This is a genomic window from Streptomyces sp. NPDC052496 (assembly GCF_040679095.1).
Taxonomy (GTDB): Bacteria; Actinomycetota; Actinomycetes; order Streptomycetales; family Streptomycetaceae; genus Streptomyces.
Window position 1 is genome coordinate 76,465 of record NZ_JBFAUH010000001.1, and the last position, 26,212, is coordinate 102,676.

The 26,212-nt window shown below is 73.4% G+C and carries 24 protein-coding genes; 18 read left to right on the forward strand and 6 right to left on the reverse strand.

Translation table 11 applies throughout. From position 1 onward, the window contains the following. Positions 1-93 precede the first annotated feature (93 nt). The 7 genes from AB0L45_RS00460 (at position 94) to AB0L45_RS00490 (ending at position 8,335) form a co-directional block, all read left to right on the forward strand. Positions 94-807 carry a TetR family transcriptional regulator gene (locus AB0L45_RS00460; RefSeq protein ID WP_365834559.1) on the forward strand — a complete coding sequence of 238 codons (714 nt, stop codon included), beginning with the start codon at positions 94-96 and terminating at the stop codon, positions 805-807. Between the two features lie 326 nt (positions 808-1,133). Then, complete coding sequence (locus AB0L45_RS00465) at positions 1,134-2,357, forward strand: alpha/beta hydrolase (RefSeq protein WP_365834561.1); 1,224 nt, start codon at positions 1,134-1,136, stop codon at positions 2,355-2,357. Positions 2,358-2,581: 224 nt separating this feature from the next. Beyond that, positions 2,582-3,478 (forward strand): DUF4429 domain-containing protein, encoded by an 897-nt coding sequence (locus tag AB0L45_RS00470; RefSeq protein WP_365834563.1) that lies wholly within the window; start codon positions 2,582-2,584, stop codon positions 3,476-3,478. Between the two features lie 141 nt (positions 3,479-3,619). Then, on the forward strand, positions 3,620-4,960 hold the full coding sequence (locus AB0L45_RS00475) for a sensor histidine kinase (protein ID WP_365834565.1): 1,341 nt from the start codon (positions 3,620-3,622) through the stop codon (positions 4,958-4,960). Beyond that, positions 4,957-5,637, forward strand: a complete 681-nt coding sequence (locus AB0L45_RS00480; RefSeq protein ID WP_365834567.1) for a response regulator transcription factor — start codon at positions 4,957-4,959, stop codon at positions 5,635-5,637. The genes AB0L45_RS00475 and AB0L45_RS00480 overlap by 4 nt, the downstream gene beginning before the upstream one ends. 246 nt (positions 5,638-5,883) lie before the next feature. Next, positions 5,884-7,050 (forward strand): alpha/beta hydrolase, encoded by a 1,167-nt coding sequence (locus AB0L45_RS00485; RefSeq protein ID WP_365834569.1) that lies wholly within the window; start codon positions 5,884-5,886, stop codon positions 7,048-7,050. 58 nt (positions 7,051-7,108) lie between these two features. Next, positions 7,109-8,335: an acyltransferase gene (locus AB0L45_RS00490; protein WP_365834571.1), complete on the forward strand. Its 1,227-nt coding sequence runs from the start codon at positions 7,109-7,111 to the stop codon at positions 8,333-8,335. Positions 8,336-8,417: 82 nt separating this feature from the next. Here the strand turns inward: AB0L45_RS00490 and AB0L45_RS00495 are convergent, their stop codons facing one another. After that, a complete protein-coding gene (locus AB0L45_RS00495; protein WP_365834573.1) occupies positions 8,418-9,446 on the reverse strand; it encodes an aldo/keto reductase in 1,029 nt (342 codons plus the stop codon). Positions 9,447-9,453: 7 nt separating this feature from the next. After that, the gene (locus AB0L45_RS00500; RefSeq protein ID WP_365834575.1) at positions 9,454-9,942 is read right to left on the reverse strand and encodes a MerR family transcriptional regulator; all 489 of its coding nucleotides are present in this window, start codon (positions 9,940-9,942) and stop codon (positions 9,454-9,456) included. Between the two features lie 197 nt (positions 9,943-10,139). Here AB0L45_RS00500 and AB0L45_RS00505 point away from each other — a divergent pair, with 197 nt between their 5' ends. Further along, complete coding sequence (locus AB0L45_RS00505; protein ID WP_365834577.1) at positions 10,140-10,958, forward strand: serine hydrolase domain-containing protein; 819 nt, start codon at positions 10,140-10,142, stop codon at positions 10,956-10,958. 53 nt (positions 10,959-11,011) lie between these two features. Here the strand turns inward: AB0L45_RS00505 and AB0L45_RS00510 are convergent, their stop codons facing one another. Next, entirely contained in the window at positions 11,012-11,686 is a 675-nt protein-coding gene (locus AB0L45_RS00510; protein ID WP_365834579.1) for a pirin family protein, read from the reverse strand. A gap of 73 nt (positions 11,687-11,759) precedes the next feature. On the opposite strand from AB0L45_RS00510, the gene AB0L45_RS00515 reads away from it, so the two are divergent. The 5 genes from AB0L45_RS00515 to AB0L45_RS00535 all read left to right on the forward strand — a co-directional run bounded on the left by AB0L45_RS00515 (position 11,760) and on the right by AB0L45_RS00535 (position 16,755). Next, entirely contained in the window at positions 11,760-12,950 is a 1,191-nt protein-coding gene (locus tag AB0L45_RS00515; protein WP_365834581.1) for a helix-turn-helix domain-containing protein, read from the forward strand. Between the two features lie 89 nt (positions 12,951-13,039). Beyond that, a complete protein-coding gene (locus tag AB0L45_RS00520) occupies positions 13,040-13,981 on the forward strand; it encodes an ACP S-malonyltransferase (protein WP_365835582.1) in 942 nt (313 codons plus the stop codon). Between the two features lie 13 nt (positions 13,982-13,994). Continuing rightward, positions 13,995-15,041 carry a ketoacyl-ACP synthase III gene (locus AB0L45_RS00525; RefSeq protein WP_365834583.1) on the forward strand — a complete coding sequence of 349 codons (1,047 nt, stop codon included), beginning with the start codon at positions 13,995-13,997 and terminating at the stop codon, positions 15,039-15,041. A gap of 121 nt (positions 15,042-15,162) precedes the next feature. Further along, entirely contained in the window at positions 15,163-15,411 is a 249-nt protein-coding gene (locus tag AB0L45_RS00530) for an acyl carrier protein (RefSeq protein WP_361143792.1), read from the forward strand. A 78-nt stretch (positions 15,412-15,489) separates the two neighbouring features. Continuing rightward, on the forward strand, positions 15,490-16,755 hold the full coding sequence (locus tag AB0L45_RS00535; RefSeq protein WP_365834585.1) for a beta-ketoacyl-[acyl-carrier-protein] synthase family protein: 1,266 nt from the start codon (positions 15,490-15,492) through the stop codon (positions 16,753-16,755). A 119-nt stretch (positions 16,756-16,874) separates the two neighbouring features. Here AB0L45_RS00535 and AB0L45_RS00540 read toward each other — a convergent pair whose 3' ends face one another. After that, the gene (locus tag AB0L45_RS00540) at positions 16,875-17,744 is read right to left on the reverse strand and encodes an NAD(P)-dependent oxidoreductase (protein WP_365834587.1); all 870 of its coding nucleotides are present in this window, start codon (positions 17,742-17,744) and stop codon (positions 16,875-16,877) included. A 54-nt stretch (positions 17,745-17,798) separates the two neighbouring features. After that, positions 17,799-18,293, reverse strand: coding sequence for a DUF3145 domain-containing protein (locus tag AB0L45_RS00545; protein WP_030597503.1), 495 nt, complete (start codon positions 18,291-18,293; stop codon positions 17,799-17,801). A 326-nt stretch (positions 18,294-18,619) separates the two neighbouring features. On the opposite strand from AB0L45_RS00545, the gene AB0L45_RS00550 reads away from it, so the two are divergent. Both AB0L45_RS00550 and AB0L45_RS00555 read left to right on the forward strand, forming a co-directional pair. Beyond that, positions 18,620-19,516 (forward strand): GDSL-type esterase/lipase family protein, encoded by an 897-nt coding sequence (locus AB0L45_RS00550; RefSeq protein ID WP_365834589.1) that lies wholly within the window; start codon positions 18,620-18,622, stop codon positions 19,514-19,516. Positions 19,517-19,745: 229 nt separating this feature from the next. After that, entirely contained in the window at positions 19,746-20,477 is a 732-nt protein-coding gene (locus AB0L45_RS00555) for a DUF4097 family beta strand repeat-containing protein (protein ID WP_365834591.1), read from the forward strand. Positions 20,478-20,528: 51 nt separating this feature from the next. Here the strand turns inward: AB0L45_RS00555 and AB0L45_RS00560 are convergent, their stop codons facing one another. After that, complete coding sequence (locus tag AB0L45_RS00560) at positions 20,529-23,108, reverse strand: glycoside hydrolase family 3 C-terminal domain-containing protein (protein WP_365834593.1); 2,580 nt, start codon at positions 23,106-23,108, stop codon at positions 20,529-20,531. 135 nt (positions 23,109-23,243) lie between these two features. On the opposite strand from AB0L45_RS00560, the gene AB0L45_RS00565 reads away from it, so the two are divergent. The 3 genes from AB0L45_RS00565 to AB0L45_RS00575 all read left to right on the forward strand — a co-directional run bounded on the left by AB0L45_RS00565 (position 23,244) and on the right by AB0L45_RS00575 (position 26,160). Then, complete coding sequence (locus AB0L45_RS00565; RefSeq protein WP_365834595.1) at positions 23,244-23,882, forward strand: TetR/AcrR family transcriptional regulator; 639 nt, start codon at positions 23,244-23,246, stop codon at positions 23,880-23,882. Positions 23,883-24,043: 161 nt separating this feature from the next. Then, complete coding sequence (locus AB0L45_RS00570) at positions 24,044-25,375, forward strand: pyroglutamyl peptidase (protein ID WP_365834597.1); 1,332 nt, start codon at positions 24,044-24,046, stop codon at positions 25,373-25,375. Further along, complete coding sequence (locus AB0L45_RS00575; protein WP_365834599.1) at positions 25,372-26,160, forward strand: carbon-nitrogen hydrolase family protein; 789 nt, start codon at positions 25,372-25,374, stop codon at positions 26,158-26,160. The genes AB0L45_RS00570 and AB0L45_RS00575 overlap by 4 nt, the downstream gene beginning before the upstream one ends. The last annotated feature ends 52 nt before the right edge of the window (positions 26,161-26,212 follow it).

A 26,212-nucleotide genomic window follows, 5' to 3' on the forward strand; every position in this document is an offset into this window, starting at 1 on the left:
ACTGACAGTTGACAAAGTAATTCAACAGTCGGTAACTGTCATTTAGCTCACAGGTATCCTGAGCAGCGGCAACAACGAGAAAGGCGGCGCAGGATGACCGGCTCCACGCCGCAGGTGACCCGACCTGAAACTGTCTGGCCCCGCGGAGGCGGACCCTCCGCCGGCACCGGGACCGGCGGCCTGCGCGAGCGCAAGAAGCAGCGCACCCGGGACGCACTGATCCGCTCCGCCCTCGAACTGTTCACGGCGCACGGCTACGACGAGACGACGATCGACGAGATCGCCGAGGCCGTCGACGTCTCGCAGCGCACGTTCTTCCGCTATTTCGCGAGCAAGGAAGAGGTCGTCTTCGCCGTTCAGGAAATGGTGGAGGCACGCTTCATCGAGGAGCTGGAGCGGCGACCGGCGACCGAGGCGCCCCTGGAGGCGCTGCACAGCGCCGTGATGACCTCGTGGGACGACATCGGTGGCGCGATCCAGTCGGTGATCCCGCTGGAACTGCACATGCGGACGTACCGCATGATCGAGTCGACGCCCGCGCTGGTCGCCGCCCACTGGCGCCGCTACTCGGACCTGGAGGAGCAGATCGCCCGGCTCATCGCACGGCGCGAGGGGCTGGACGTGGCGGCCGACCCGCGGCCGCGGGTGGTGGTCGCGGCGTTCAGCGGCGTGATGCGGGTCGCCGGGAAGGTCTGGGGTGAGGGCGAGGACGTCAGCGTGGAGTCGATCCGCGAGATCACCGAGGAGTACCTCGCGAAGATCGGCCCGGCCGTGTGCGGGGAGTGGCGCGGGCGCGGGGACGGCTGAGCCGGGACGGCCGGAGCGGAGTAGCCGGACCGCAGCCGGACCGGGGTGGCCGGACCCGGGTGGCCGGACGCGGGTGGCCGGACCTGGGTGGCCGGACCGGGGCAGACGGACCGGAGTGGCCGAAGCCGCTCCCAGGGCGCCTTCAGGAGGCGGACCGTACGGGTTCTCCGACGTGCAACCCCGTGCCTGCGTGAGTGCGTTTCTGCACGTCTGAGCGATGCACCGGTCCATACCGTGTCCGATGTGGTCACAAATGACCAGCGTCAAACGTGACATCCCTCACCTGCTCAGCGGGCGCCGCGTCACTTCTCCTAGGGTGGCCCGCGGTGACTTCTTCTTTTCCGGGGCTCGGCGCCCCCTCCTTCGGTTTTCTGCAGTCCACCGCCTGGCGCGCCGCGCTCGCCCTGGTGGTGGTGTTCGTGATGCTCGCGATGACGGGCTGGACGGCCGTCAGAGGCAGTAAGGACGACGCGAACCCGCTGGCCACCGCGCGAACCGCCTGGGAGCACGCCTCCTTCCGCGGCCACCGGCTGCCGGACACCGACGCCGCGCCCGGCACGCTCGCCGCCTTCTTCCGGAAGCTGACCCGCGCCGACCGGGCCGCGCTCGCCGACCGCTACCCGCTGGTGGTCGGCAACATGGGCGGCGCCCCCGTGGACCTGCGCTATCAGGCCAACGAGAAGGCCCTGCGGCAGGCGGGTGAGGTGGCACAGCAGCGGATGCACGACCGGCGGCTGACGCCGGTGGGCCGCCGCGAGGCGAGCCGGCTGCTGCACCGTTTCGAGTCGATGCGCAGTCCGGGCCGGCAGATCCTCGCGTTCGACCCGGCCGGCGGCGGCCGGGCCGCCGAGGTCTTCGGCGACCTGCGGCAGGCGCGCCGCGTCTCCGTGGTGGTGCCCGGCGTGGACACCAACCTCGCGACCTTCGAGCGCACCGCGCGCGCGACGAGCGCGCCCGCCGGGATGGCCAAGTCGCTCTACGACGCCGAGCGGGACGTACGCGACGGCGACTCCCGTACGGCGGTGATCGCCTGGGCGGACTACACGGCACCCGCCGGGCTCGGCGTCGGCGCGGCCACCGGGCAGCTCGCCGAGGCGGGCGCCGTCCGGCTGAACGCGCTGGTGCGGGCGCTGCCGAAGTCGGCTTCCGTCTCGCTGATGTGCCACAGCTACGGCTCCGTGGTGTGCGGCGTGGCGGCCCGCCGGCTGCCGTCCAGCGTCAGTGACATCGCGGTGGCGGGCAGCCCCGGGATGCGGACGCAGACCGCCGCCGGGCTCGGTACGCACGCCCGGGTCTGGGCGATGCGGGACGCCGACGACTGGATCCAGGACGTGCCGTACATGGAGGTCGGCGGGCTCGGCCACGGCGCCGACCCGGTCACCGAGGCCTTCGGCTCCCGGGTGCTGTCGGCCGCCGGCGCCGAGGGGCACGCCGGGTACTTCGTGCCCGGCACGCAGAGCCTGCGCAACTTCGCGAAGATCGGGGTGGGCGCGGTCGCCTCGGTGGACTGCGCCGCGCAGGACCAGGACTGTTCGGCCGACCTTGTCTGAGCGGCGGGGTGCGCGGGGGCGGGCGCCGGGGTGCCGGGGCCGGATTGCGGGAGGCCGCGTCCGCGCGGCGCGCTGCCGGGCACCGGTGGCGCGTGTCAGTGGCGCGTACAGGCCGGACCGGGCGCGGGAGCGGACACGCCCCTGGGGCAAAAGCGGCTTGACGCGCGTAGCGCATGATGTCCGGAAGGGGGACGGGCGGGCGACCGCCGCTTACGATGAGCCGCATGGGTGATGTGCTGGCCGGTTTTCACGCCGTCTGGGAGTTCGACACGGACTCCGTGCTCATCCGCTTCGAACGGGGGATCCGCAGGCCGAAGCTCTTCCAGGCGCTCGGCGAGCGGCGCATCCCCTACGAGGCGCTGAGGTCCGTCGAGCTGTCGCCGGGCAGACGCGGCACGGTCGTGCTGCGCGCGGTGCCGCGGCCGGGCGCCGATCCGCTGATGGAGGCCGCCGACGGCCAGCTCAAGGACGATCTCGACCCGTACCGCCTGGCGCTGCCGGCCGACCGCGAGACCCTCGCGGAGTACTACCGCGACGAGCTGCGCGCCGTGCTCGGGCCCGCCGCCGCGCTCCCCGCCGACGAGCATCTGGTGGCCGCGCCGGAACCGCCGCTGACCTTCAAGGCGTACGACGGCAAGGCGTCCTTCGACGGCAGTTCGGTCGCCTTCCGCTGGTTCTGGACGGGCGCGTCCTCGGCCAAGTGGAAGTGCGGTGACCAGCACTTTTCCGTGAGTGAGCTGGCCGGGGTGGAGTGGCGCTCACCGGAGAGCGGCGCCGGAGTGCTGTCGGGCAACGGGTATCTGCGGCTGGTGGAGCGCGGCGCGGCGGACCGGCGGCCCGGTGAGGCGGACCAGGACCCGGCCTCGGTGGTCTTCGGGCTGGGGTACGGGCCGGTGCACGAGTCGCTGCCGTTCGCCGCTTCGGTGCTCCAGGCGGTACGGGCGGCCGCCCCCGGTTCCGACGCGGCGCCGTGCCGGCCGGTGCGGACCCGTACCGACGAGCGCCGCGATCCGGCCGACATCGCCGACCGCATACGGCAGCTGGGCGAACTGCACACGGCGGGCCTGCTGACGGACGCCGAGTTCACGTCGAAGAAGGCCGAGCTGCTGGCGGAGCTGTAGCGGGGCACCGGACCGGGACGCGCGGCAGCGGTACGGGCCGCTCCTCGGCACGGGGCCCGCCCCCCGTACCGGGGTATGACAGCAGAGCCCAGCCCCGGTATGACGCCCCGGCACCCGGCCGCCGCTTACGCTGACCAGGCCATGCAGACCACACCCCGCCCGCCGGGCGACCACCGCGCCACCCGCGCCCGCCTCCTGCGGGCCGGGCAGCAGGCGCTGCGTACCCTCGCCGAGGACCTCGGGAGACCGACCGGTCCCGGCGCCCCGCTCTTCGGCCAGGTGCAGAACCGCTGGCTGCGCCTGCTGCCGTACGTGGTCGCCTTCACGTTCATGGTCTCCCTGCTGCCCTCGTCGGTGAACGTCCTCGTCAACGATTACGGGCTCGGTGGCGGCCCGGCCGGCGCGCTGGCCACCGCCCAGACGGTGCCGCTGATGCTGGCGGTGACCAGGCCGCTCCAGGCGTGGTGGGTGATCTTCGCGGCGGACATCGTGGGAGCGGTCTTCCTGGCCACCGTTCCGGCGGGCGAGCACCGTATCTGGCCCTGGCCGCCCGTCGTCATCATCGGTTATCTCGTGCTGATGCTGGCCCTCTCCCTGCGCGAGCGGCGCCGCACGCTGATCGCCGTCTGGGGAGCGACCGGCGCCGTGAGCCTCCTGTTCGAGCTCGCCAGGCCGGACCGCAGCGACGGCACCTGGGTGCTGATGTTCGTCCTCGCCGGTGTCGTGCTGCTGGTCGGCGGCGCGCTCCGCGAGCGCGGGGCGGCCCAGCGCAAGCTGATCGAGCAGGAGAACATCAGTGAGGCGGAGCGCGCCATGCGCACGCTCCTGGAGGAGCGCACCCGCATCGCCCGTGAGCTGCACGACGTCGTGGCCCACCACATGTCGGTGATCACGGTGCAGGCGGACAGCGCGCCGTACCGCATCAGCGGCATACCGCAAGCCGCTCAGGAGGAGTTCAGCTCGATCGCCGCCACGGCGCGGGAGTCGCTGGCCGAGATGCGGCGGCTGCTGGGGGTGCTGCGCAGCGAGGAGACGGAGCGGCACGGCGGCCCGGAGAAGGCGCCGCAGCCCGGTCTGGCGCAGCTGCCGAAGCTGGTCGAGGGGACGGTGCGGGCCGGGGTGCCGGTGGAGTTGGCGATGCCGGGCGAGCCGGTGGTCCTGGCGCCCGCGGTGGACCTGTCGGCGTACCGCATCGTGCAGGAGGCGCTGGCCAATGTCGTACGGCACGCGCCGGGCGCGCGGACCCGCGTCTCGGTCACGGCCGACGGGGACGGCGGCCGGCTGACCGTACTGGTCGTCAACAGCGCGCCGCCGCGCGCCGCCGCGCCCCTGGAATCCTCCGGTACGGGCCACGGGCTGGTCGGAATGCGCGAGCGCGTACGGCTGGTGGACGGCACCCTGGACACCGGGCCGCTGCCCGACGGCGGCTTCCGGGTCGCCGCCCGCCTCCCCATGACAGCAAAGGACCGCCACCCCGCATGACCACTCGGGTGATCATCGTCGATGACCAGGCCATGGTGCGCGCCGGCTTCGCCGCGCTGCTCGCCGCGCAGAGCGACATCGACGTCGTCGGTGACGCGCCGGACGGCGTGCAGGGCGTCGAACTGAGCCGCCGTACGCACCCGGACGTGGTGCTGATGGACGTCCGGATGCCGGAGATGGACGGGCTGGAGGCGGCCCGGCAGCTGCTGGATCCGCCGCCCGGCGTCGTGCACCGGCCGAAGGTGCTGATGCTCACCACGTTCGACGTGGACGATTACGTGTACGAGGCGCTGCGGGCCGGGGCGTCCGGGTTCCTGCTCAAGGACGCGCCGCCGGCCGACCTGATCTCGGCGGTACGGGTGGTGGCGGCGGGTGAGGCGCTGCTCGCGCCGTCCGTGACGCGGCGGCTGATCGCCGACTTCGCCCGGCAGCGGCCCGCGCCCCGTAAGGACCGCACCGCGCTGCGGCTCAACGGGCTGACCCCGCGTGAGACGGAAGTGCTGGAACTGATCGCCCGGGGCCTGTCGAACCAGGAGATCGCCGATGCGCTGGTGCTCGCCGAGCAGACCGTGAAGACGCACATCGGCCGGGTGCTGGCCAAGCTGGAGCTGCGCGACCGCGCGCAGGCGGTGATCTTCGCGTACGAGTCGGGGCTGGTGGCTCCCGGCGTGAACTGAGGGCGCGGGCGCACGTCTGCCCGCCCCTCTCCCCTCGGCCGGCCCCGGTGGCGCCGGTCGGCGCGACCGGGGGTGGGGATAACCCCCGGCACTGCCTGGGGGTGGCCGGTCGTGCTGAAGGACGAGCAGGTCAGCCACCCCCTACCCCGGTATCAGCGGACAGTTGGCTCCGCGGTGTGACGTCCTGTCATACACCCGCTTTTTACGTTTCCCTCCGTCACGCCGACGGAAGAGGGAGACCCCACCATGTCCAAGCTGCGCCGGTTCACTCCACGCGGCAGGCGCACGCTCGTCGCGGTCGCGCTGGCAGCGACGGTCGTCGCCGGTACCGGCGGCTGGGCGGCGGGATCCTCGCAGGAGGCCGTCACCGGGCCCCCTCCCGGGGCCGCCGCCTGGCGGGCGGACCACTCGCTGGGCGAGCGGCTGCCGGACCCGGCGACCGCCGCCCCGGCGGACGTCGCCCGGTTCTTCGCCGCGCTGAGCGAGACCCAGCGCCAGGAGCTGGCGGCCCGGCACCCGTTGACCGTGGGCAACCTGGACGGCGCGCCCGTGGCCCTGCGCTACCGGGCCAACGCCCTCGCCCTGAAGGCGGAACGCGACCGTCAGACGGCCCGCGCCGCCGATCCGGCCGGCACCCTCCAGGACCACCAGGAGGCGCGCCGGCTGGCCGGCCGCTACACCGAACTGCTGCGCCCCGGGCGGCAGATCCTCGCCTTCGACCCGCGCGGCCGCGGCCAGGTGGCCGAGGTGTTCGGGGACCTGACGACGGCGCGGCATACGTCCGTTTTCGTGCCGGGCTCGGACATCGACCTGGCGTCGTTCGACCGCGAGCGCGACCCGTACGGCACGCCGTCCGGCATGGCCACGTCGCTGCGGGCCCGGATGGCCGCCGAGGCGCCCGGTGTCCGTACGGCCGCGATCGCCTGGACCGGCTACACCACGCCGGTCGGCCTCGGCCCGGACGCCGTGACCGGCCGCCTGGCGGAGGCCGGCGCCCCGCGGCTGGCCCGCTTCCTGGACGGGCTGGCCGCCGCCGGGGTCCGCGCGCCCGCCCTGCTGTGCCACAGCTACGGATCGGTGGTGTGCGCCCAGGCCGTACCGCTGCTGGAGCAGGGGCGGATCGCTGACCTCATCGTCTTCGGCTCGCCCGGTATGCGGACGGACAGTGCGGCGGCGCTGCGCACCACCGCCCGGGTGTGGGCCGCGCGCGACGCCTCCGACTGGATCGGTGACGTGCCGAACGTCGAGTTCCTGGGCCTGGGCCACGGTACGGACCCCACCGATCCGGAGTTCGGCGCGCGCCGGGTGCCCGCGCGGACGGCCGAGGGGCACACCGGATATCTCGCTCCCGGCACGGACTCGCTGCGCAACTTCGCCGACATCGCGCTCGGCCGCTACGACCAGGTGCGCTGACCGGCGCCGGCCGTTCCCCCTCGGCTCAGCCCTCCCGACCATCCGAAGAGAGGCCCTCATGGCCGCCGCACTCCTGGCTCCCGTCCGCAAGGCCGTCCGCACCATAGAGGACCGCACACCCGCCCACCGCGACCGTGCCGTCGACGGCCTGCGCGCGCTGGCGCTGCTCGCCGTACCGACCGGGCACTGGCTGATCGGCGGCTTCACCCTCGACTCCGGCGGCGCGCTGCACAACACGAGCCTGCTGTCCTCCTTCGCCGCCCTGGCGCCCGGGAGCTGGGTGCTCCAGATGCTCGGCATCTTCTTCCTGGTCGGCGGGTACGCCTCGGTGCTCTCCTTCCACCGGGCCGCCGCGCGCGGTGAGTCGACGGGCCACTGGCTGCGGGCCCGCCTGGCGCGGCTGGGCCGTCCGGTTCTCGGGGTGACCGCTGTGTGGGCGGCGCTGATCCTCGTACTGTCCGCGTTCGGCGTGCCCGAGGCCACGCTGCGTACGGGCGCGACGCTGGTCATCCAGCCCCTGTGGTTCGTCGGCGTCTACGCGGCGATCACCGCGCTCACGCCGTACTGCGTCCGCGCGGCGCGCCGCATGGGTGCCTGGGCCGCGGCCCCGCTGCTGGGCGCCGTCGCTGTCGTCGACTTCCTGCGCTACGGGCCGTACGCCGACGCCATGCCGTCGTGGCTGAGCCTGCTGAACCTGCTGCCGGGCTGGATGTTCGCGTACCAACTGGGCGTGGCCTGGGGGGAGAAGCGGCTCGGCCGGCGCGCTGCGTGGGTGCTGCTGCTCGGCGGTACCGCCCTGTTCGCCGCGCTGCTGCTGTTCTTCCACTACCCGGCGAGCATGGTCGGCGTCCCGGGCCAGGACCGGACGAACTCGCACCCGCCGTCGCTGCTGGTGCTCGCGCTGGCCGCCGCCCAGTCCGGCGCCGCGGTCCTGCTGCGCGACCGCATCGCCCGGCTGCTGCGCCGCCCCGCCCTCTGGGCGCCCGTGGTCGTGGTCAACCTCTGCGCGATGACGGTGCTGTGCTGGCACCAGACGGCGATGCTCTCGGCGGCCGTCCCCGCGTCCTTCCTGGGGTCCGTGCCCGGCCTGACCGCCGCGCCGGACACCGCCGGCTGGGTCCTGGCGCGCGTCGCCTGGCTGCCGGTGTTCGCCGTGGCGCTGCTGCTCATCGGCCGCCTGGCCCGCCGCTTCGAGGCGCCGTGGACCGGCGTACCGGCGGCCCGCCGGGCCGTGGCGGGAACCCTGGCGGCGGCCTTCGCGGTGTTCGCGCTGGGGCTCGCCTGAGCCCCGGCGCGGGCGGGGGCCGCGGGGATGCGGCGGGTGGAGCCGGCCGGGGGGACGGCTCCGCCCGCCGCACCTCCGGGGGTTACTCCCGGCCCGCCGAGGTGAACGTCATGTCCGCGTACCGGTCGCCCGCGACCTTGCCCGCGACGGGTGCCAGCAGCGCCAGCTCCTCGTCGCTGAGCACGATGCGGGTGGCCGCGGCGTTCTCCTCGATGCGGCTGCGCTTGCGCGTCCCCGGGATGGGCACCACGGCCAGGCCGTGCACCTGCGCCTGCTGCTGCACCCAGGCCAGCGCGACCTGCCCGAGCGAGGCCCCGTGGGCCGCGGCGACCTCGCGGACCGGCTCCAGCAGGGCCGCGTTGGCCTTCGCGTTGTCGCCCGTGAAGCGGGGCTGCTGACGGCGGAAGTCGTCCTCGCCCAGCTCCTTCTCGGCGCTGACGAACGAGCCGGTCAGGAACCCGCGGCCGAGCGGCGAGTACGGCACGAAGCCGACGCCGAGTTCGCGTGCGGCCGGCACCACGCCGTTCTCCACGTCACGGCTGAACAGCGACCACTCCGACTGCACGGCGGCGATCGGGTGCACGCCCTGGGCCGCGCGCAGCTCGCCGCCGGTGACCTCGCTCAGGCCCAGGTGCTTGACCTTGCCCTCGGTCACCAGCTCGGCCATCGCGCCGACCGTCTCCTCGATGGGGACGGCCGGGTCGCGGCGGTGCATGTAGTACAGGTCGATCTCGTCGACGCCCAGGCGGCGCAGGCTCGCCTCGACGGCCTGGCGGATGTACGGGCGGTCGTTGCGTATGGAGCGCTTGGCCGGGTTCAGCGGGTCGGCCGGGTCCGCGGCGATCGCGAACTTCGTCGCCAGCACGACCTCGTCGCGGTGCGCCTGGATGAACGGCGCGATGAACTCCTCGTTGTGCCCCATGCCGTACATGTCGGCGGTGTCGAAGAGCGTCACGCCCAGTTCGAGCGCGCGCTCCAGCGTGGCCCGCGCCTCACCCTCGTCGTCCGTGGGCCCGTACGCGAAGCTCATGCCCATGCAGCCCAGGCCCTGGACCCCGACCCGCGGTCCGGAGGCGCCGAGCTGAACGGTGGCGATTTTCTCGGTGGTCATGCCGTCCTCAGACTCTCTCCGACGCCCGGCGGGCGTCGGCGTAAACGTCGATCTTGTAGTCGAGGATCTGGAGGGTGCTCTGCAGCTCGGCGATCCGCTGCCGTACGTCCTCGCGGTGCGCGGTCAGCAGCCGTTCCCGTTCGGGGAAGGTGTGCCGGCCCTCGCGCACCAGCTCGGCGTAGCGCACCATGTCCGCGACCGGCATGCCGGTCAGGCGGAGCTTGGTCACCAGGTCCAGCCAGTCCAGGTCGCGGTTGCTGAAGCGGCGCTGGCCCGTGTGCGTACGGTCCACGTGCGGCATCAGCCCGATCCGTTCGTACCAGCGCAGGGTGTGCGCGCTCAGTCCGGTGTGCTCGGCGACCTCGCTGATCGTGTACTGGTCGCGGCCGTCGGGCCGTGGGTGCAGGACCGGGGTCCGGCAGCCTTTGGGCCGCGCCAGTTCCTGGGCCGCCGCGGTCCTGTCCTTCGCCGTCCGGTCCGTCGCCGTCACCGTCATGCCGCGCCTCCCGTAGTCGCCGGAGCCCCGGTGCCGGGGTGCTTTCTCCGGATCTCTCACGACGGCTTCAACGCTAGAGACCTGGAGTGCACTCCAAGCAAGCGAAGTCTTGACCCGGTCTTGGGAAGTTCCACGGCCCGGGGCCCGCGTCACCGGCCCGTCCCGGCTCCGTCACCGGGAGCGTTAGGCTCGTGCCCATGCCCTTGCAGAGCCTTCGGATGATCGAGAACTGGCCCGTGCCGACCGCGGCCGCCGCTGTCGTACGGACCGACGGGACGGTGGCCGGGACGTACGGCCCCCAGGAGCACCGCTTCCCGCTGGCCTCGGTCACCAAGCCGCTCGCCGCGTACGCCGCGCTGCTCGCCGTCGAGGAAGGGGCGGTGGAGCTGGACGAACCGGCCGGGCCGCCGGGCTCGACCGTCCGCCACCTGCTCGCGCACACCGCGGGCCTGGCCTTCGACGAGGACCGGGTGCAGGCCGCGCCGGGCGAGCGCCGCCTGTACTCGAACGCCGGCTTCGAGGCGCTCGGCGACCACATCGCCAAGGCCACCGACATCCCCTTCCCGCAGTACCTGCGCGAGGCGGTCCTCGAACCGCTCGGCATGACCGCCACCGACCTGCCGGGCTCGCCCGCCAAGGACGGCGTCTCGACCGCCGCCGACATGGCCCGCTTCGGCGCCGAGCTGCTCGCGCCGCGGCTGCTGGCGCCGCAGACGCTCGCCGAGGCGACGTCGGTGGTCTTCCCCGGGGTGCGGGGTGTGCTGCCCGGCTACGGGATGCAGGACCCGAACGACTGGGGTCTGGGCTTCGAGCTCCGCGCCAACAAGTCGCCGCACTGGACGGGCGCTTCGTCGTCGCCGCGTACCTTCGGGCATTTCGGGCAGTCGGGCACGTTCCTGTGGGTGGACCCGGACGCGGGCGCGGCGTGCGTCGCGCTGGCCGACCGGGCCTTCGGCCCCTGGGCGATCGAGGCGTGGCCGCCCCTCACGGACGCGATCCTCGCCGAGCTGCGCTGAACACCCGCAGCGGTGCCACGGGGGCCCGGGCCGTAGAGCGGTCCGCGGCCCCCTCAGCCGTACGACGGTTCGCCCGGCATCTCCCACAGCAGGCACTCCGTGGCGCCCTCCGCGGCCAGCTCCAGGTCCGCCGCGTCGGTGATCCGCGCCGCGTCCCCGGCCGCCAGGCGCTCGCCGGCCAGCCGGACCGCGCCGCGCACGACGTGTACGTACGCCCGCGGCGCGTCCGGGACGGCGGAGCGTTCGCCGTCGGCCAGCCGCCGTACGTGCAGCAGCGAGGCGGCCCTGGGCAGCGCGTACGGCGTGCTGTCGGCGATGCCGCGCACCACCTCGTACTCCGGTTCGCCGCCGGGCCCGGTGGGCGCGAGCCACATCTGCACGAACCGCAGCGGCCCGTCGCCGTCGTTGCGCTCCTCGTGCCGCACGCCGTCCGCCGAGCTGAGCCGCTGCACGTCGCCGGGGCGCACCACCGTCTCGTGGCCGGTGGTGGAGTCGCGGTGGGTCAGCTCGCCCTCGACGACCCAGGTGACGATCTCGGTGTCGCGGTGCGGGTGCTCGTCGAAACCGGAACCGGGTGCCAGCCGTTCCTCGTTGCAGGCGATGAGCGCGCCGAAGCGCAGGTTGTCCGGGTCGTAGTGCGGGCCGAAGGAGAAGGCGTGCCGGGTCTCGATGCCGGCTGCCGCGTCACCGCCCGGATAGCGTTCGTCGCCTCTGTGTACCTGGATCACCCGACCACCGTAGTCCCCGCCCCCTCCGGCCCACCGCGCCATCACACCGCCCCGATAAGGCAGGCTTGTCCCCGTGTCTGAACCCGCACCGCGCGACCCGCACCCGCATCCGCACACCGCGACCCTCCGCCGCCTGGAGAAGTCGTCCGGAAAGCTGGCTGCCAACGCCATCGCCCGCATGGACGCGCAGCTGCCGTGGTACCGCGCCATGCCGCCGGAGAACCGCTCGTGGATCGGGCTGGTCGCCCAGGCGGGCATCGCGGCCTTCACCGAGTGGTTCCGGCATCCGGAGACGCCGCAGGCGATCAGCACCGACGTGTTCGGTACGGCGCCGCGCGAGCTGACCCGAGCGATCACATTGCGCCAGACCGTGGAGATGGTCCGTACGACCATCGAGGTCATGGAGTCGGCGATCGACGACGTGGCGGCCCCCGGCGACGAGGGGGTGCTGCGCGAGGCGCTGCTCGTCTACGCCCGCGAGATCGCCTTCGCGACCGCCCAGGTGTACGCGCAGGCCGCCGAGGCCCGGGGCGCGTGGGACGCGCGGCTGGAGTCGCTGGTGGTCAACGCGGTGCTCTCCGGGGAGGCCGACGAGGGGGCGGTCTCGCGGGCCGCCGCGCTCGGCTGGAATTCTCCCGAACACGTGTGCGTTGTGCTGGGTACGGCCCCCGACGGGGACAGCGAGCTGACGGTGGAAGCCATCCGCCGGGCGGCCCGCCACGCCAAGCTCCAGGTGCTCACCGGCGTCCTGGGCAGCCGCCTGGTGGTCATCGCGGGCGGCTCGGACGATCCGCTCAAGGCGGCGAAAGCCCTGATCGGGCCGTTCGCGGCGGGCCCGGTGGTGGCCGGCCCGGTGGTCGCGGACCTGCTGGCCGCGACCCGCTCGGCACAGGCCGCCGCGGCGGGCCTGAAGGCGTGCGCCGCTTGGCCGGACGCGCCCCGTCCCGTACTGTCCGACGATCTGCTGCCGGAGCGGGCGATGGCGTCCGACCCGGCAGCGCGTGAACAGCTGGTGGAGGAGATCTACAGACCGCTGGAGGAGGCAGGCTCGGCACTCCTGGAGACGCTGAGCGTGTATCTGGAACAGGCCAGCAGTCTGGAGGGCGCGGCACGGATGCTCTTCGTGCATCCCAACACCGTGCGCTACCGGCTGCGACGTGTGACCGACGTCACCGGATGGTCACCTTCGGACGTACGCTCCGCCTTCACGCTGCGCATCGCGCTGATCCTGGGGCGTCTGGCCGACGGTGACAGTCAACTCTAGGCTTTTGTAGAACACCGACAATTCCCCTGATGGTTCTTCGTCCCTGTCCCCACGGGCGGGCGGGACCTCCCACAAGAGAGAGTGTGAGGGTGCTCGTACTCGTCGCTCCCGGCCAAGGCGCTCAGACGCCCGGCTTCCTGACCCCCTGGCTCGACCTCCCCGGAGTCGAAGACCGGCTTCGCGCGTGGTCGGCCGCCATCGACCTGGACCTGGTCCACTACGGCACGAAGGCCGACGCGGACGAGATCCGCGACACCGCGGTGGCGCAGCCGCTGCTGGTGGCGGCCTCCCTGGTCTCCGCCCGGCAGCTGTTCGCGACCGCCGAGGACTTCTCCCGGCTGGTCGGCGCCGCCGCCGGGCACAGCGTCGGCGAGCTGGCCGCCGCGGCCCTGACCGGCGCGCTGTCCGAGGACGACGCGCTGACGCTGGTACGCAAGCGGGGTCTGGCCATGGCCGACGCCGCCGCCGTCACCGAGACCGGCATGGCCGCCCTCCTCGGCGGCGAGCAGGACGTGGTCCTGCCGCACCTGGAGAAGCTGGGCCTGACCCCCGCCAACGTCAACGGCGCGGGCCAGATCGTCGCAGCGGGCACCGCCGAGCAGCTCGCCGCGCTGGCCGCCGACAAGCCCGAGGGCACCCGCCGCGTCGTCCCGCTGAAGGTGGCCGGCGCCTTCCACACCGAGCACATGGCCCCGGCCGTGACGGCGCTGGAGGAAGCGGTCGCGCAGGTCACGGCCGCCGACCCGCACACCCGGTACGTCTCGAACAAGGACGGCCGCGTCGTCACCGACGGGCAGGACGTCGTACGGCGCCTGGTGGGCCAGGTGGCCAACCCGGTGCGCTGGGACCTGTGCATGGAGACGTTCAAGGAGCTGGGCGTCACCGGCATCATCGAGGTGAGTCCCGGCGGCACCCTCGTCGGCATCGCCAAGCGCGCCCTGCCCGGAGTGCAGACCCTCGCGCTGAAGACCCCGGACGACCTCGACGCGGCCCGCACGCTGATCGCCGAGCACTCTGCCCAGGCCGAATAGGAGCCCCGAGAGCATGACCTCGAAGATCAAGCCCGCCAAGGGCGCCGCGTACGCGCGCATCATGGGCGTCGGCGGCTACCGCCCGACCCGTGTGGTGCCGAACGAGGAGATCCTCAAGCACATCGACTCCTCCGACGAGTGGATCCGCTCGCGCTCCGGCATCGCCACCCGCCACTGGGCGGGACCGGACGAGACCGTCGCGGCCATGTCGGTGGAAGCGGCCGGCAAGGCCATCGCGGACGCCGGCATCACGCCCGAGCAGATCGGCGCAGTGATCGTCTCGACCGTCTCGCACTTCAAGCAGACCCCGGCCATCGCCACCGAGATCGCCCACAAGGTCGGCGCGGGCAAGCCCGCCGCGTTCGACATCTCCGCCGGCTGCGCCGGATTCGGTTACGGCCTGACCCTCGCCAAGGGCATGGTCATCGACGGCAGCGCCGAGTACGTGCTGGTCATCGGCGTCGAGCGGCTCTCGGACCTGACCGACCTGGAGGACCGGGCCACCGCGTTCCTCTTCGGCGACGGCGCCGGCGCCGTGGTCGTCGGCCCCGGCAAGGAGCCCGCGATCGGCCCGACCGTCTGGGGCTCGGAGGGCGACAAGGCCGACACGATCAAGCAGACGTTCGGCTGGGACATCTACCGCCGCACCCCGGTACCCGGCGGTAACGGCCCGGACGCCCTCGTGGCGCTGGACGAGATCCGCTACCCCGCCATCACCCAGGAGGGCCAGGCGGTCTTCCGGTGGGCGGTGTTCGAGATGGCGAAGGTCGCCCAGCAGGCGCTGGACGCGGCCGGAGTCAGCCCGGACGACCTGGACGTCTTCATCCCGCACCAGGCCAACATGCGGATCATCGACTCGATGGTGAAGACTCTGAAGCTGCCGGAGAGCGTCACGGTCGCCCGTGACGTGGAGACCACCGGCAACACCTCGGCCGCCTCGATTCCGCTCGCCATGGAGCGGCTGCTGGCGACCGGGCAGGCCAAGAGCGGGGACACCGCGCTCGTCATCGGCTTCGGGGCGGGTCTCGTCTACGCCGCGACGGTCGTTACCCTCCCCTAGGCAACATTCGCGCAGCTCCACCGTGTCCCAGCGTCCCGGTGGCCGTGCGGAGCTTGCCCCACAACTCGGAACTGCAGACTTTTCTACCGTTCCGCCGACCCATTACCGAAGGAGCGCCATCATGGCCGCCACTCAGGAAGAGATCGTCAAGGGTCTCGCCGAGATCGTGAACGAGATCGCCGGGATCCCCGTCGAGGACGTCAAGCTGGACAAGTCCTTCACCGATGACCTGGACGTCGACTCGCTGTCCATGGTCGAGGTCGTCGTCGCCGCCGAGGAGCGCTTCGACGTGAAGATCCCCGACGACGACGTCAAGAACCTCAAGACGGTCGGCGACGCGACCGACTACATCCTCAAGCACCAGGGCTGATCCAGCTCCGGCGCATGTCGCCACCCCGCGGTGGCGCCGTCGATTCTCAACCCCTCTACCTGTGGAGTAGGAATTTCCGTGAACGCGACCAATCGCACCGTGGTCGTCACCGGTATCGGCGCAACCACACCGCTGGGTGGCGACAGTGCCTCGACCTGGGAAGGGCTGCTCGCCGGACGCTCCGGTGTGACCGCCCTCGACCAGGACTGGGCGGCCGACCTCCCGGTCCGCATCGCCGCGGCGGCCGCCGTCGACCCGGGCGAGATCATCCCCCGGGCGCAGGCCCGCAAGCTGGACCGCTCGGCGCAGTTCGCGCTGATCGCGGCCCGTGAGGCGTGGGCGGACGCCGGTTTCCAGGCCCGGGCCGGCGAGGACTCGTCGGTGGACCCGGACCGGCTCGGCACGGTCATCGCCTCCGGCATCGGCGGCGTGACCACCCTGCTGAACCAGTACGACATCCTGCGGGAGAAGGGCTCGCGCCGCGTCTCCCCGCACACCGTGCCGATGCTGATGCCCAACAGCCCGTCGGCCAACGTCGGCCTGGAGGTCAACGCGCGGGCCGGTGTGCACACCCCGGTCAGCGCCTGTGCCTCCGGCGCCGAAGCCATCGGCTACGCCATCGAGATGATCCGTACGGGCCGTGCCGACGTCGTCGTCGCGGGCGGTACGGAGGCGGCCATCCACCCGCTGCCGATCGCCGCGTTCGGCAACATGATGGCGATGTCGAAGAACAACGACGACCCGCAGGGCGCGTCCCGCCCCTACGACGCGGACCGCAACGGTTTCGTGCTCGGCGAGGGCTCCGGCGTGATCGTCCTGGAGTCGGCCGACCACGCCGCCAAGCGCGGCGCGAAGGTCTACGCCGAGGCCGTCGGCCAGGGCATCTCCGCCGACAGCCACGACATCGTGCAGCCCGAGCCCTCCGGCAACGGCATCGCGCACGCGCTGCAGAACCTGCTCGCCAACACCGACCTCAAGGCCGCCGAGGTCGCGCACGTCAACGCGCACGCGACCTCGACCCCGCTGGGCGACCTGGCCGAGATCAAGGCGCTGCGCAAGGTCTTCGGCACCGACGTCGACCACATGGCGATCTCCGCCACCAAGTCGATGACCGGCCACCTGCTGGGCGGCGCGGGCGGCGTGGAGACCGTCGCCTCGGTGCTGGCGATCCACCACCGGGTGGCGCCCCCGACCATCAACATCCAGAACCTCGACCCTGAGGCGGACGCGGACATCGTCCGGGACGAGAAGCGCGCGCTGCCCGCCGAGGGCACGATCGCGGTGCTGAACGACTCGTTCGGTTTCGGCGGCCACAACGTGGTGCTGGCCTTCCGGACCGTCTGACCGGGGCGGGCCCGCGAGCCCGTGCTACGTGAGAAGGGGCCGTGCCGAGTGGCGCGGCCCCTTCCGCATGCCCCGGGGCCGTACGCGCGGCCGCTTTCGGGTACGCGGGGCCGTCGGCCTCAGAAGCTGGCGAAGTACGCCGCCGCGCCGTCCTCGTCGCCGTGCCCCTGCGCCTCCGCCCGCCGGAACCGCTCCGCCGCGGCCGCCACCAGGTCCATGTGCACCCCGCCCGCCGCGGCCGCCTCCTCGATCAGCCGGGCGTCCTTGCGCGCGGCGGAGACCGTGAAGCTCGCCGGGTACGCGCCGGACAGGATGAGTTCCGACTTCATCCGCAGGTAGGGCAGGTCCAGCGGCCCGCCCTGGACGGCTTCGAGGAAGGAGCGGGGGTCCACGCCGAGGCCCTGCGCGAGGGCCAGCGCCTCGCCCGTGCCGTTGATGACGGTGAGCACCCAGCTGTTGACGACGAGCTTGAGCCGGCTGGCCGCGCCCGAGGACCCGTCCTCGTCGACCCACAGGGTGCGCTGTCCGACGACGTCGAGGATCCGCGCGGCCCGCTCCCGTACGTCCTGCGGTCCGGCCGCGAGAACGGTCAGCAGGCCCTTCTCGGCGGGTTCCTTGGTGCCGACCACGGGCGCGTCGACGAAGTCCAGGCCGTGTTCGCGGGCGAAGGCGGCGAGCGGGACGGTTCCGTCGGCGCCCACGGTGCTCATCTGGAGCCAGAGGGTCCGCGTGCGGAGGCCGGGGGCGCTGTGCCGCATGGCGTCCAGGACGGCGGGTCCGTCCAGCAGGACGGTCAGGACGGCGTCCGCGCCGTCCACCGCCTCGGCCGGGGTGCCGGCGACCCGTACACCGTCGGCGGCCAGCGGTTCGGCCTTGGCGCGGGTGCGGTTCCAGGCGCGTACGTCCAGGCCGGCGGCGGCGAGGTTGCGGGCCATCGCCGAGCCCATGATTCCGGTGCCGAGCACCGCCACTGAGGTCTTGTCAGGCATGCCCGCACGCTACGGCTTGGAGCTCACTCCAGGGCAAGCGTGACGCGGCCGGCCTCAGACGACCTGGTGCAGCCAGCGGACGGGAGCGCCCTCGCCCGCGTACCGGAACGGCTCCAGCTCGTCGTCCCACGGCTTGCCGAGCAGCTTGGCGACCTCGGCCGCCAGCTCCGTCTCGCCGCCCGCCGAGCGGGCCAGCGCGGCGCGCAGCCGGTCCTCGGGGATCAGGATGTCGCCGTGGATGCCGGTGACGGCGTGAAAGATGCCCAGCTCGGGCGTGGCGCTGTAGCGCTCGCCCTCGGCGGTGGCACAGGGTTCGGCGGTCACCTCGAAGCGCAGCAGGTGCCAGCCGCGCAGCGCGGAGGCCAGTTTGGAGGCCGTACCGGCCTCGCCCTGCCAGGAGAACTCGGCTCTCCAGGTGCCGGGAGACGCCGGCTGGCGGATCCAGTCGAGGTTGACGCGCACACCGAGGACGCCCGCGACGGCCCATTCGACGTGCGGGCACAGCGCGCGCGGTGCGGAGTGGACGTACAGAACTCCACGTGTCGTCACCGGGACCTCCAGTACGGTTCGAGGTTCGCCTTCCCCAGCGGCCTCGTGCCCGTTCCGGTCGCGGCCGGGACAGCTGCAAGCATTCTGCCCCAGTGATCACGTCGGCACCAGCATCCGAGGTTACCTACAGTAAACACCATGAGCCCCAATTTGCCGCAAAAGGGACAGTAAATGACGTGATGTAATACACGCGTGCCGACTGTGCCGGTGCCGTCGGGCGAGGACCCTACGGGTCACGGCACAAGCTACCGCGCGGCAGGCGTCGGGGGGTGACGTACCGTCGGTACCGGAACAGATATCACTCGCACGCCGGAGGGGGACAGAGGATGACCGTGGTCAATCAGCCCTTTCGGCCAATCCGGGCCCGTACCGCCGCGGCCGCCGTCCTCACGGCGGCCGCGCTCGCCGTCTCCCTGACCGGCTGCGGCAGCGACCCGGACGACGGCGGCGGCTCGGCCCCGCGCCCCTCCCCCAAGCCCTCTTCCGCCTGGCGCACCGACCCCGCGTCGGTGGCCGCGGTCGGCGACTCCATCAGCGTCGGCTTCGACGCCTGCTCGGTGCTGTCCGACTGCCCCGCCGTCTCCTGGGCCACCGGCACGGACCCCGGGGTGAACAGCGTCGCCCGGCGGCTGGTGAAGGACCCCGCCACGCACAGCTGGAACTTCGCGCGGACCGGCGCGCTGATACGTGACCTGCCGGCCCAGATCGACCAGGCCGTACGCAAGCGGCCCGAGCTGGTCACCGTCCTGGTGGGCGCCAACGACGCGTGCCGTACCGACGTCGGCGCAATGACGTCGGCGGACGACTTCCGCGCCGGCTTCGAGACGTCGCTGCGCAAGCTGCGGCGCGCGCTGCCCACGACCCAGGTGTACGTCGCGGCCGTGCCCGACCTGATGCGCCTGTGGTCGCAGGGACGGCAGAACCCGCTGGGCAAGGAAGTGTGGAAACTGGGGATATGCGGCTCGATGCTGCGCGACCCCGACGACCTGTCGAAGGCCGCGGACACCCGCCGGCAGAGCGTGCGGGACCGGGTGATGGCCTACAACAAGGCCCTGGAATCGGTCTGCGCGCGCGACAAACTGTGCCGCTTCGACCGGTCCGTCTTCGACTTCCGCTTCACCGGCGCGGAGTTGAGCACCTGGGACTGGTTCCACCCCGGCCGCGAAGGGCAGCGGGAGCTGGCCCGGATGGCGTTCCAGGAGATCACCCGTAAGGGGACGTAGCGTGCCTGACGGGGCGGTACGGGCGCACCCCCAAGGGGTGTGCAATGAGCCCCCGGCCATGACCCGCCGGGCACCCCCTAAGGGGGACGGTGGCGAGATCGTTCCTGCTGGGGATCCGGGCGGGACGCGGGCCACGAGAGGATGGCAGCCGACCCGAGCGGTGCGCGCGGGCCGCGTACGCCGCCGCGCACCCTCGCACACCGCTCTTCCGTCTCCGGGGGAACCCGCCATGACCGCACGCCGCACCACCGGACCGGGCCACCGCACCACCCGTGTCGCCCTCGCCTCGGCCGCCCTCGTCACGGTGACCGTCGCGGTCACCGGCTGCGAGCTGACCGAAAAGGTCACCGAGAGCGAGCGGAGCTACACCGTGGACGGCCGGACCACCACGCTGAACGTGACCACGCCGGGCGGCGACATCGAGGTCGTCGCCGGCGACGCGGCGGGCGGCAAGGTCACCGTGACGGAACGGCTCGTCTACGGCGAGCGCAAGCCCGCCACCCGGCACGCCCTCGAAGCCGGCGAACTGAAGCTCGCCGCCGACGACTGCGGGGGCTTCCGGAGCCAGTGCGGCGTCTCCTACCGGGTCACGGTCCCGCGGTCGGTGGCCGTGAAGCTGAAGACCGACGGGGGCGACATCGACGTCAAGGGGCCCTCGGGCGCCGTCGACGCCAGGACGAGCGGCGGCAACATCGACCTCCGGGAGTACGCGGGCAAGCAGGCGACCGTGCACACCGACGGCGGCGACATCGACGCCCGCTGGACCGCCGTACCGGACCGGGTGGACGCCCGGAGCGGCGGCGGCACGGTCTCGGTCCGGCTCCCGCAGGGCCGTTACGCCGTCGACGCCACCACGTCCGGCGGCAACCGCCGCGTCACCGCCACCGTGGACAGCGGCTCGGCACACAAGGTCAAGGTGCACAGTGACGGGGGCGATGTGGAGGTGCTGGCGGGGCGGTGAGGCGCGGGGATTTTCGGGGGCTTCTCGGGGAGGCTCCTCGGGGCGGGGGCCTCAGGCCACGGTGACCTGTGCGGTCAGCCGCCGGTCGGCGACGCTGCGGGCCGCCTCGATCGCGTACGTACCGTCGACGAAGCGGCGGGCGCCGGCCGCCTCGTCCCAGATCTCGAACGCGCGGCGCGGCAGCGCGATCACGGCCTCGGCCGTCCCCCCCGGGGCGGCCTCCACCGTCGCGAAACCGGCCAGCCAGCGGTCCGGACGGTCCGCCGGCGTCCCGCCCGCGACCCGGTGCAGGGGCGCCAGGTAGACCTGTACGACCTCGCGGCCGTGGCGCGTGCCGGTGTTGCGCACCCGGACCGTGGCACGCGCCGGGGTCGCCTCCAGGGACTCGTAACTCCAGTCGGTGTAGCCCAGTCCGTGCCCGAAGGGGTACGCCGGTGCCGGGCCCGCTTCCTCGCGCGCCCTCCGCTGCCAGGCCCGGTAGCCGATGAACACGCCTTCCTCGTAGGCCAGCTCGCCGTCCACCGGGGTGACCTGGGTGACCGGGGCGTCCGCCAGGCGGGCGGGCCAGGTGGTCGGCAGCCGGCCGCCCGGTTCGTGCACCCCCAGCAGCACGTCGGCCAGCGCGGCTCCCGCCTCCTGGCCGGGGAACCAGCCGAGCAGGACGGCGGGCACCTCCGCGCGCCACGGCAGCTCCACCGGGGAGCCCGCGTTGACGACCACGACGGTGTGCGGGTTGGCGGCGGCCACCCTGGAGACCAGCTCGTCCTGGCGGCCCGGCAGGGCCAGGCCCGTCCGGTCGGAGCCCTCGGACTCGGTCTCCTCGGTGGTCGCCACGACCACCACCACGGCGTCCGCCTCCGCGGCGGCCCGTACCGCCTCCTCGATCCCGGCGTCCGGGTCGGGCTGCGGCTCCGCGTGGCCGAGCGCGAAGGTCAGTGCGGGCAGGTCCGCGCCGAGGCCGGTGCCGCGCGGCACGAACCGCAGCGCCACGTCCAGGGTCTGGCCTGCCGTCAGCTCCGCCTCCAGGCGGTGCTCCGCGGGGTTCATGAACGCCTCGAACGGGTCGTCCGTGTCCGGGGCGCAGGGGGCGTCGAACAGCACCCGGCCGCCGACGGTCAGGCGCAGCTCGCCGGTGCCGGAGACGGCGAAGGTGTGCGCGCCGCCGGTCTGCGGGGTGAAGGTGCCCGCCAGCTCCACGCTGTGCAGATCGCGCTGTGTGACGCCGTCGGGGAAGCAGCCCATGGCCAGCACCTTGCCGTCGGACTGCGGCTGTTCGGCGAGCAGCGCGCCGTCCGCGCCGTAGTAGCGGGCGCACAGTTCGAAGCCCGCGCGGGCGTGCGGGACCTTCGTGCGCGGGTCGGCGCCGACCGCGAAGGTGACCTCGGTGCCGGGCAGGGCGGCACGCAGGCCCTCCAGCGGGGAGACGACCCGCTCGGGGAAGACGGTGGCGGAGCCGCCGCCGAGCACCCGGGCGTCCTTGGCCGCGGCACCGATGACGGCGAGCTTGCGGAGGGAGTGGGGGGCCAGGGGGAGGGCGGGGGCGGGCGTCCTGGCTGGGGGCCGGCCGTTGCGTGCGGCCGGTTCGCTGCTGACGGCCGGCTCGCTGCTGACGGCCGGCTCGTTCCGTACGACCGGCTCGTTGCGCAGGAGGACGAAGGCGCGGCGGGCGATCTCGCGGGCCAGGGCGCGGCCGTCGATGTCCGGCGGCACGTCCTCGGGGGCGACGGCGGCCGGGACGCCCTCCAGGCAGCCGGTACGGGCGGCGAGCAGCAGCACGCGGCGTACCGCGGCGTCCACCTCGGCCTCCGTCACCCGCCCGGCGCGTACGGCCGCCGCGAGCGGGGCGCCGAAGACGGTGTGCGGCCCCGGCATCGCGATGTCCAGGCCGCCGCGCAGCGCCCGTACCGTGTCGCGCGCCGCCGTCCAGTCGGAGACGTTGATCCCGTCGAAGCCCCACTCGCCCCGTAGGACGCCGGTGACCAGCTCGCGGTGTTCGGTCATCGTCACGCCGTTGACCTGGTTGTAGGCCGTCATGACGCCCCAGGGGCGGGCGGTTTCGACGATGTGCTCGAAAGGGGCGAGGTACAGCTCGCGCAGCGGGCGCGGGGCGATCCGGTTGTCCACCGTCAAGCGCTCGGTCTCGGCGTCGTTGCCCACGAAGTGCTTGACGGCCGTACCGACCCCGCCGTCCTGGACCCCGGCGACGTATCCCGCACCGATCACGCCCGTCAGGTGCGGGTCCTCGGAGAAGCACTCGAAGTGGCGGCCGCCGAGCGGCGAGCGGTGCAGGTTGACGGTGGGCGCCAGGAGGACGTGCACGCCCTTGCGGCGCGCCTCCTGGGCGAGCAGCTGGCCCGCGCGGCGCGCCAGCTCCCGGTCCCAGGTGGCGGCCAGCGCGGTGGGGCTGGGCAGCGCGACGGACGGGTCCTCCGCGCCCCACCCCCGGCCGCGCACGCCGACCGGCCCGTCCGACATGACCAGCGACCGCAGCCCGATCTCCGGGACGGCGGGCAGCGTCCAGACGTCCTGCCCGGAGAGCAGCCGGGCCTTGGTGTCGAGGTCCAGCTTTCCGAGGGCCGCCTCGACGGCCTGGGCGGCTGCCGTGGCGTGGGCACTTCGGTGGTCGGTCATACGGCTCTCCCTGGCGTGGACGTACGGATCCGAGCCCCCTGGCCCGATTGTGACGCGTTCACCTGGTGGCCGGTAGGTACTGTTATCGTCACGTGATCTTACGGGCGGGGCGTACCGCGGAGTTACGCTCGGCCGGTGACTGCACGACACGAGGTCCGGCCGGACGGCCGTCGCCGCGGCGGCGGGGGGCGGGAGGCGCAGCGCGCGGAGCGGCGGGCGGCGATCCTCCAGGCCGCCATGGAGCTGATCGCCGAGCGTGGCTACCGGGGCACGTCGCTGGCCGCCGTGGCCGAGCGCGCCGGACTCACCCAGCAGGGCCTGCTGCACCACTTCCCCACCAAGGAGCTGCTGCTCGTCGGCGTCCTGGAGGAGCGCGACCGCTGGGACTCGGCCGCCGCGGCGGCGGCCTCCGGTGTCCGGCGTACGGACACGCTGGCCGCGCTGGTCGAGTACAACGCCGGGCGGCCCGGCGTCGTGCAGACCTACACGGTGCTGGCCGGGGACAGCGTCACCGAGGACCACCCGGCCCGGGACTTCTTCGAGCGGCGCTTCCGCCGCGTACGGGAGACGCTGGCCGAGGCGCTGCGGACGGAGTTCGGCGACCGGCTGCCGGGCGGGCTGACCCCGGAGCGGGCGGCGCCGTTGCTGGCCGCCGTGATGGACGGGCTCCAGTTGCAGTGGCTGCTGGATCCGGCGGAGGTGGACATGCCTGCCGCGTTCCGGGACTTCCTGTCGCTTCTGGGGGAGCCGGAGGAGGGCGGGGGGCGGACGTGAACGGCGCGGTCGCGGGTCGGCGCTCCGTCCTGGGCGGCGCGTGCACGGTGTCCGCGCTCGGTCCTGAGCGGCATGCGCGCGGCGTCGGCGCTCCGCCCGGGCGTGCAGCCGAACTGGATCTCCCCCTTCCGCCGCGGGCACCGCGCCGGTTTACTCACCCCATGAGACGCATACGTACCACGGTGGGCGTGCTCGGCGCCGCGCTGCTGACCGCGGCCCCGCTCGCCCTCACCGCCCCGTCCGCCACGGCTGCCCCCTCCGCCACTTCCCTTGCACGGGAGCAGGCCACCACCACGCCGACCGTCGAGGAGCAGCGGCTGACGCAGCGCGCGCCGCAGGAGATCCTGCGGCGCAGCGGTTTCGCGCCGGTGGCCGGGACGTTCGCGGACGGCTTGGGGCACGTGCACTCGTACGGGGCGGCGAAACGTTACGTCACGGAGGCCGGGCGTGGCCTGTGGCGACGCGCGGTGGACCGCGTCCAGGGGCGCGGGCCGCGGGGCGGTGACCTGAGCCGGGACGACGACCGGCCGCTGTACTGGGCCCGGCTGGGCATGACCAAGGCGCTGCGCGAGTGGAAGCCGCAGTTCCGGCTGACCGCCGGCCAACGGGACGCCCTGCTGGGCACGCTGGAGCGCGGTTCGCGCGGGCAGGACTCGATCGACCTGCCCGGCGGCGGGCACACCGGCACCCGCACCCTGCGCGTCGTCGTGACCGGATTCGACCCCTTCCAGCTGGACGCGGACGCACGGCGCAGCAACCCGTCGGGCGCCGCGGCGCTCGCGCTGGACGGCACCACGGTCCGTACGTCCTCGGGGCGGCTCGCCCGGATCGAGACCGCCGTCTTCCCCGTACGGTGGGCCGACTTCGCGGCGGGCACGGTGGAACGGACGCTGCTGCCGCACTTCCGGCGCGGGCCGCGGCAGGTGGACCTGTTCACCACCATCAGCCAGGGACGGCCGGGCCGGTTCGACCTGGAGCGCACGAACGGTGCCTGGCGAGGCGGATATCCCGACAACGCGCGGGAGTCGCGGACCGAGACGGTGCCCGTCCCGAAGGGCGTGCCGACCGTACGGCCGCAGCCGCAGTGGACCACCACGACCCTGCCGTACGCGCAGCTCACCTCCGCCGTCACCGGGCCGTTCCCGGTGCGGGACAACACGGCGGTGACCGAGATCCCGGCCGGCGGCGGGGAGCCCGTCGAGCGGCCGGACGGGCCGACGCCGGGCTCGACGGCCCGTGCGGGCGGCGGCGGTGACTACCTGTCCAACGAGATCGGCTACCGGGCGACGCTGCTGCGGGACGCGGTGAAGTTGAAGGTGCCGGGCGGCCATCTGCACACGCCGGTGCTCCAGTTCGGCGCCGGGAACACCGACCCGAAGACCGGCGAGGTCACCGATCCCGACTTCGTACACAACCGGACCGCCATCACCGGGCAGGTGCGGAACATCCTGACCGCCGCGTTGTCAGTGGCACCGGGCATGATGGAGAAATGATCGCCGCAGCAGCGCAATTCGCGTCCACACCGTTGGACATCGAGGCCAACGCGGCCCGCACGGCCGAGCTGATCGCCGAGGCCGCCGGCCGCGGTGCCGAGCTGGTCGTCCTCGCCGAGCTGGCCCTGACCAACTATGAGCTGGACGCGATAGCCGCCGACCCCGGGCGGTACGTCCTCGCGCCGGACGACCCGCGGCTCGCCCCCGTCCGGGACGCCTGCCGGGCGGCGGGCGTCGCCGCGGTGGTCAACTGCCCGGGCAGCGGCCCGTCGGGCACGGCGGACGGCATGACGATCGCGTCCTTCGTGTACGGGCCGGACGGCGCCCTGCTGACCCGCTACGACAAGCACCACCTGCACGGCCCGGAGAACGACCTGTTCACGCCGGGGCCTCGCGCAGGTGGCCGCTTCACCCTCGGCGGCCTGCGGTTCGCCCTCGCGACCTGCTACGACAACACCTTCAGCGAGATAGCCGAGCTGGCCGCGGCCGACGGCTGCCAGGTGTATCTGGCCAGCTCCTTCCACGACAGGGTGGAGCGCACGGAGCAGTACGCCGCCAAGGCGCGGGACCACGGGCTCGACGTGCTGCTCGCCAACGCCATCGGCACCGGGAGCGCGGGCGTCGCCTGCGGGCACAGCGGCATCTGGGCGGCGGACGGGACGAGCCTCGCGCGGCTGGCCGGCGGGACCGGCCTGGCGGTGGCCGAGGTCGGCCGGACCGTTGGACGCACAGCGGCGGATGCGCAAGGGGACGCGATATCCGGCGGGCGGGAGGTGCGCCGGTAGTCGCTCCGCGGCCGGTACCGCCGGGTACGGGCCACGGCGGGCACGGGCCACG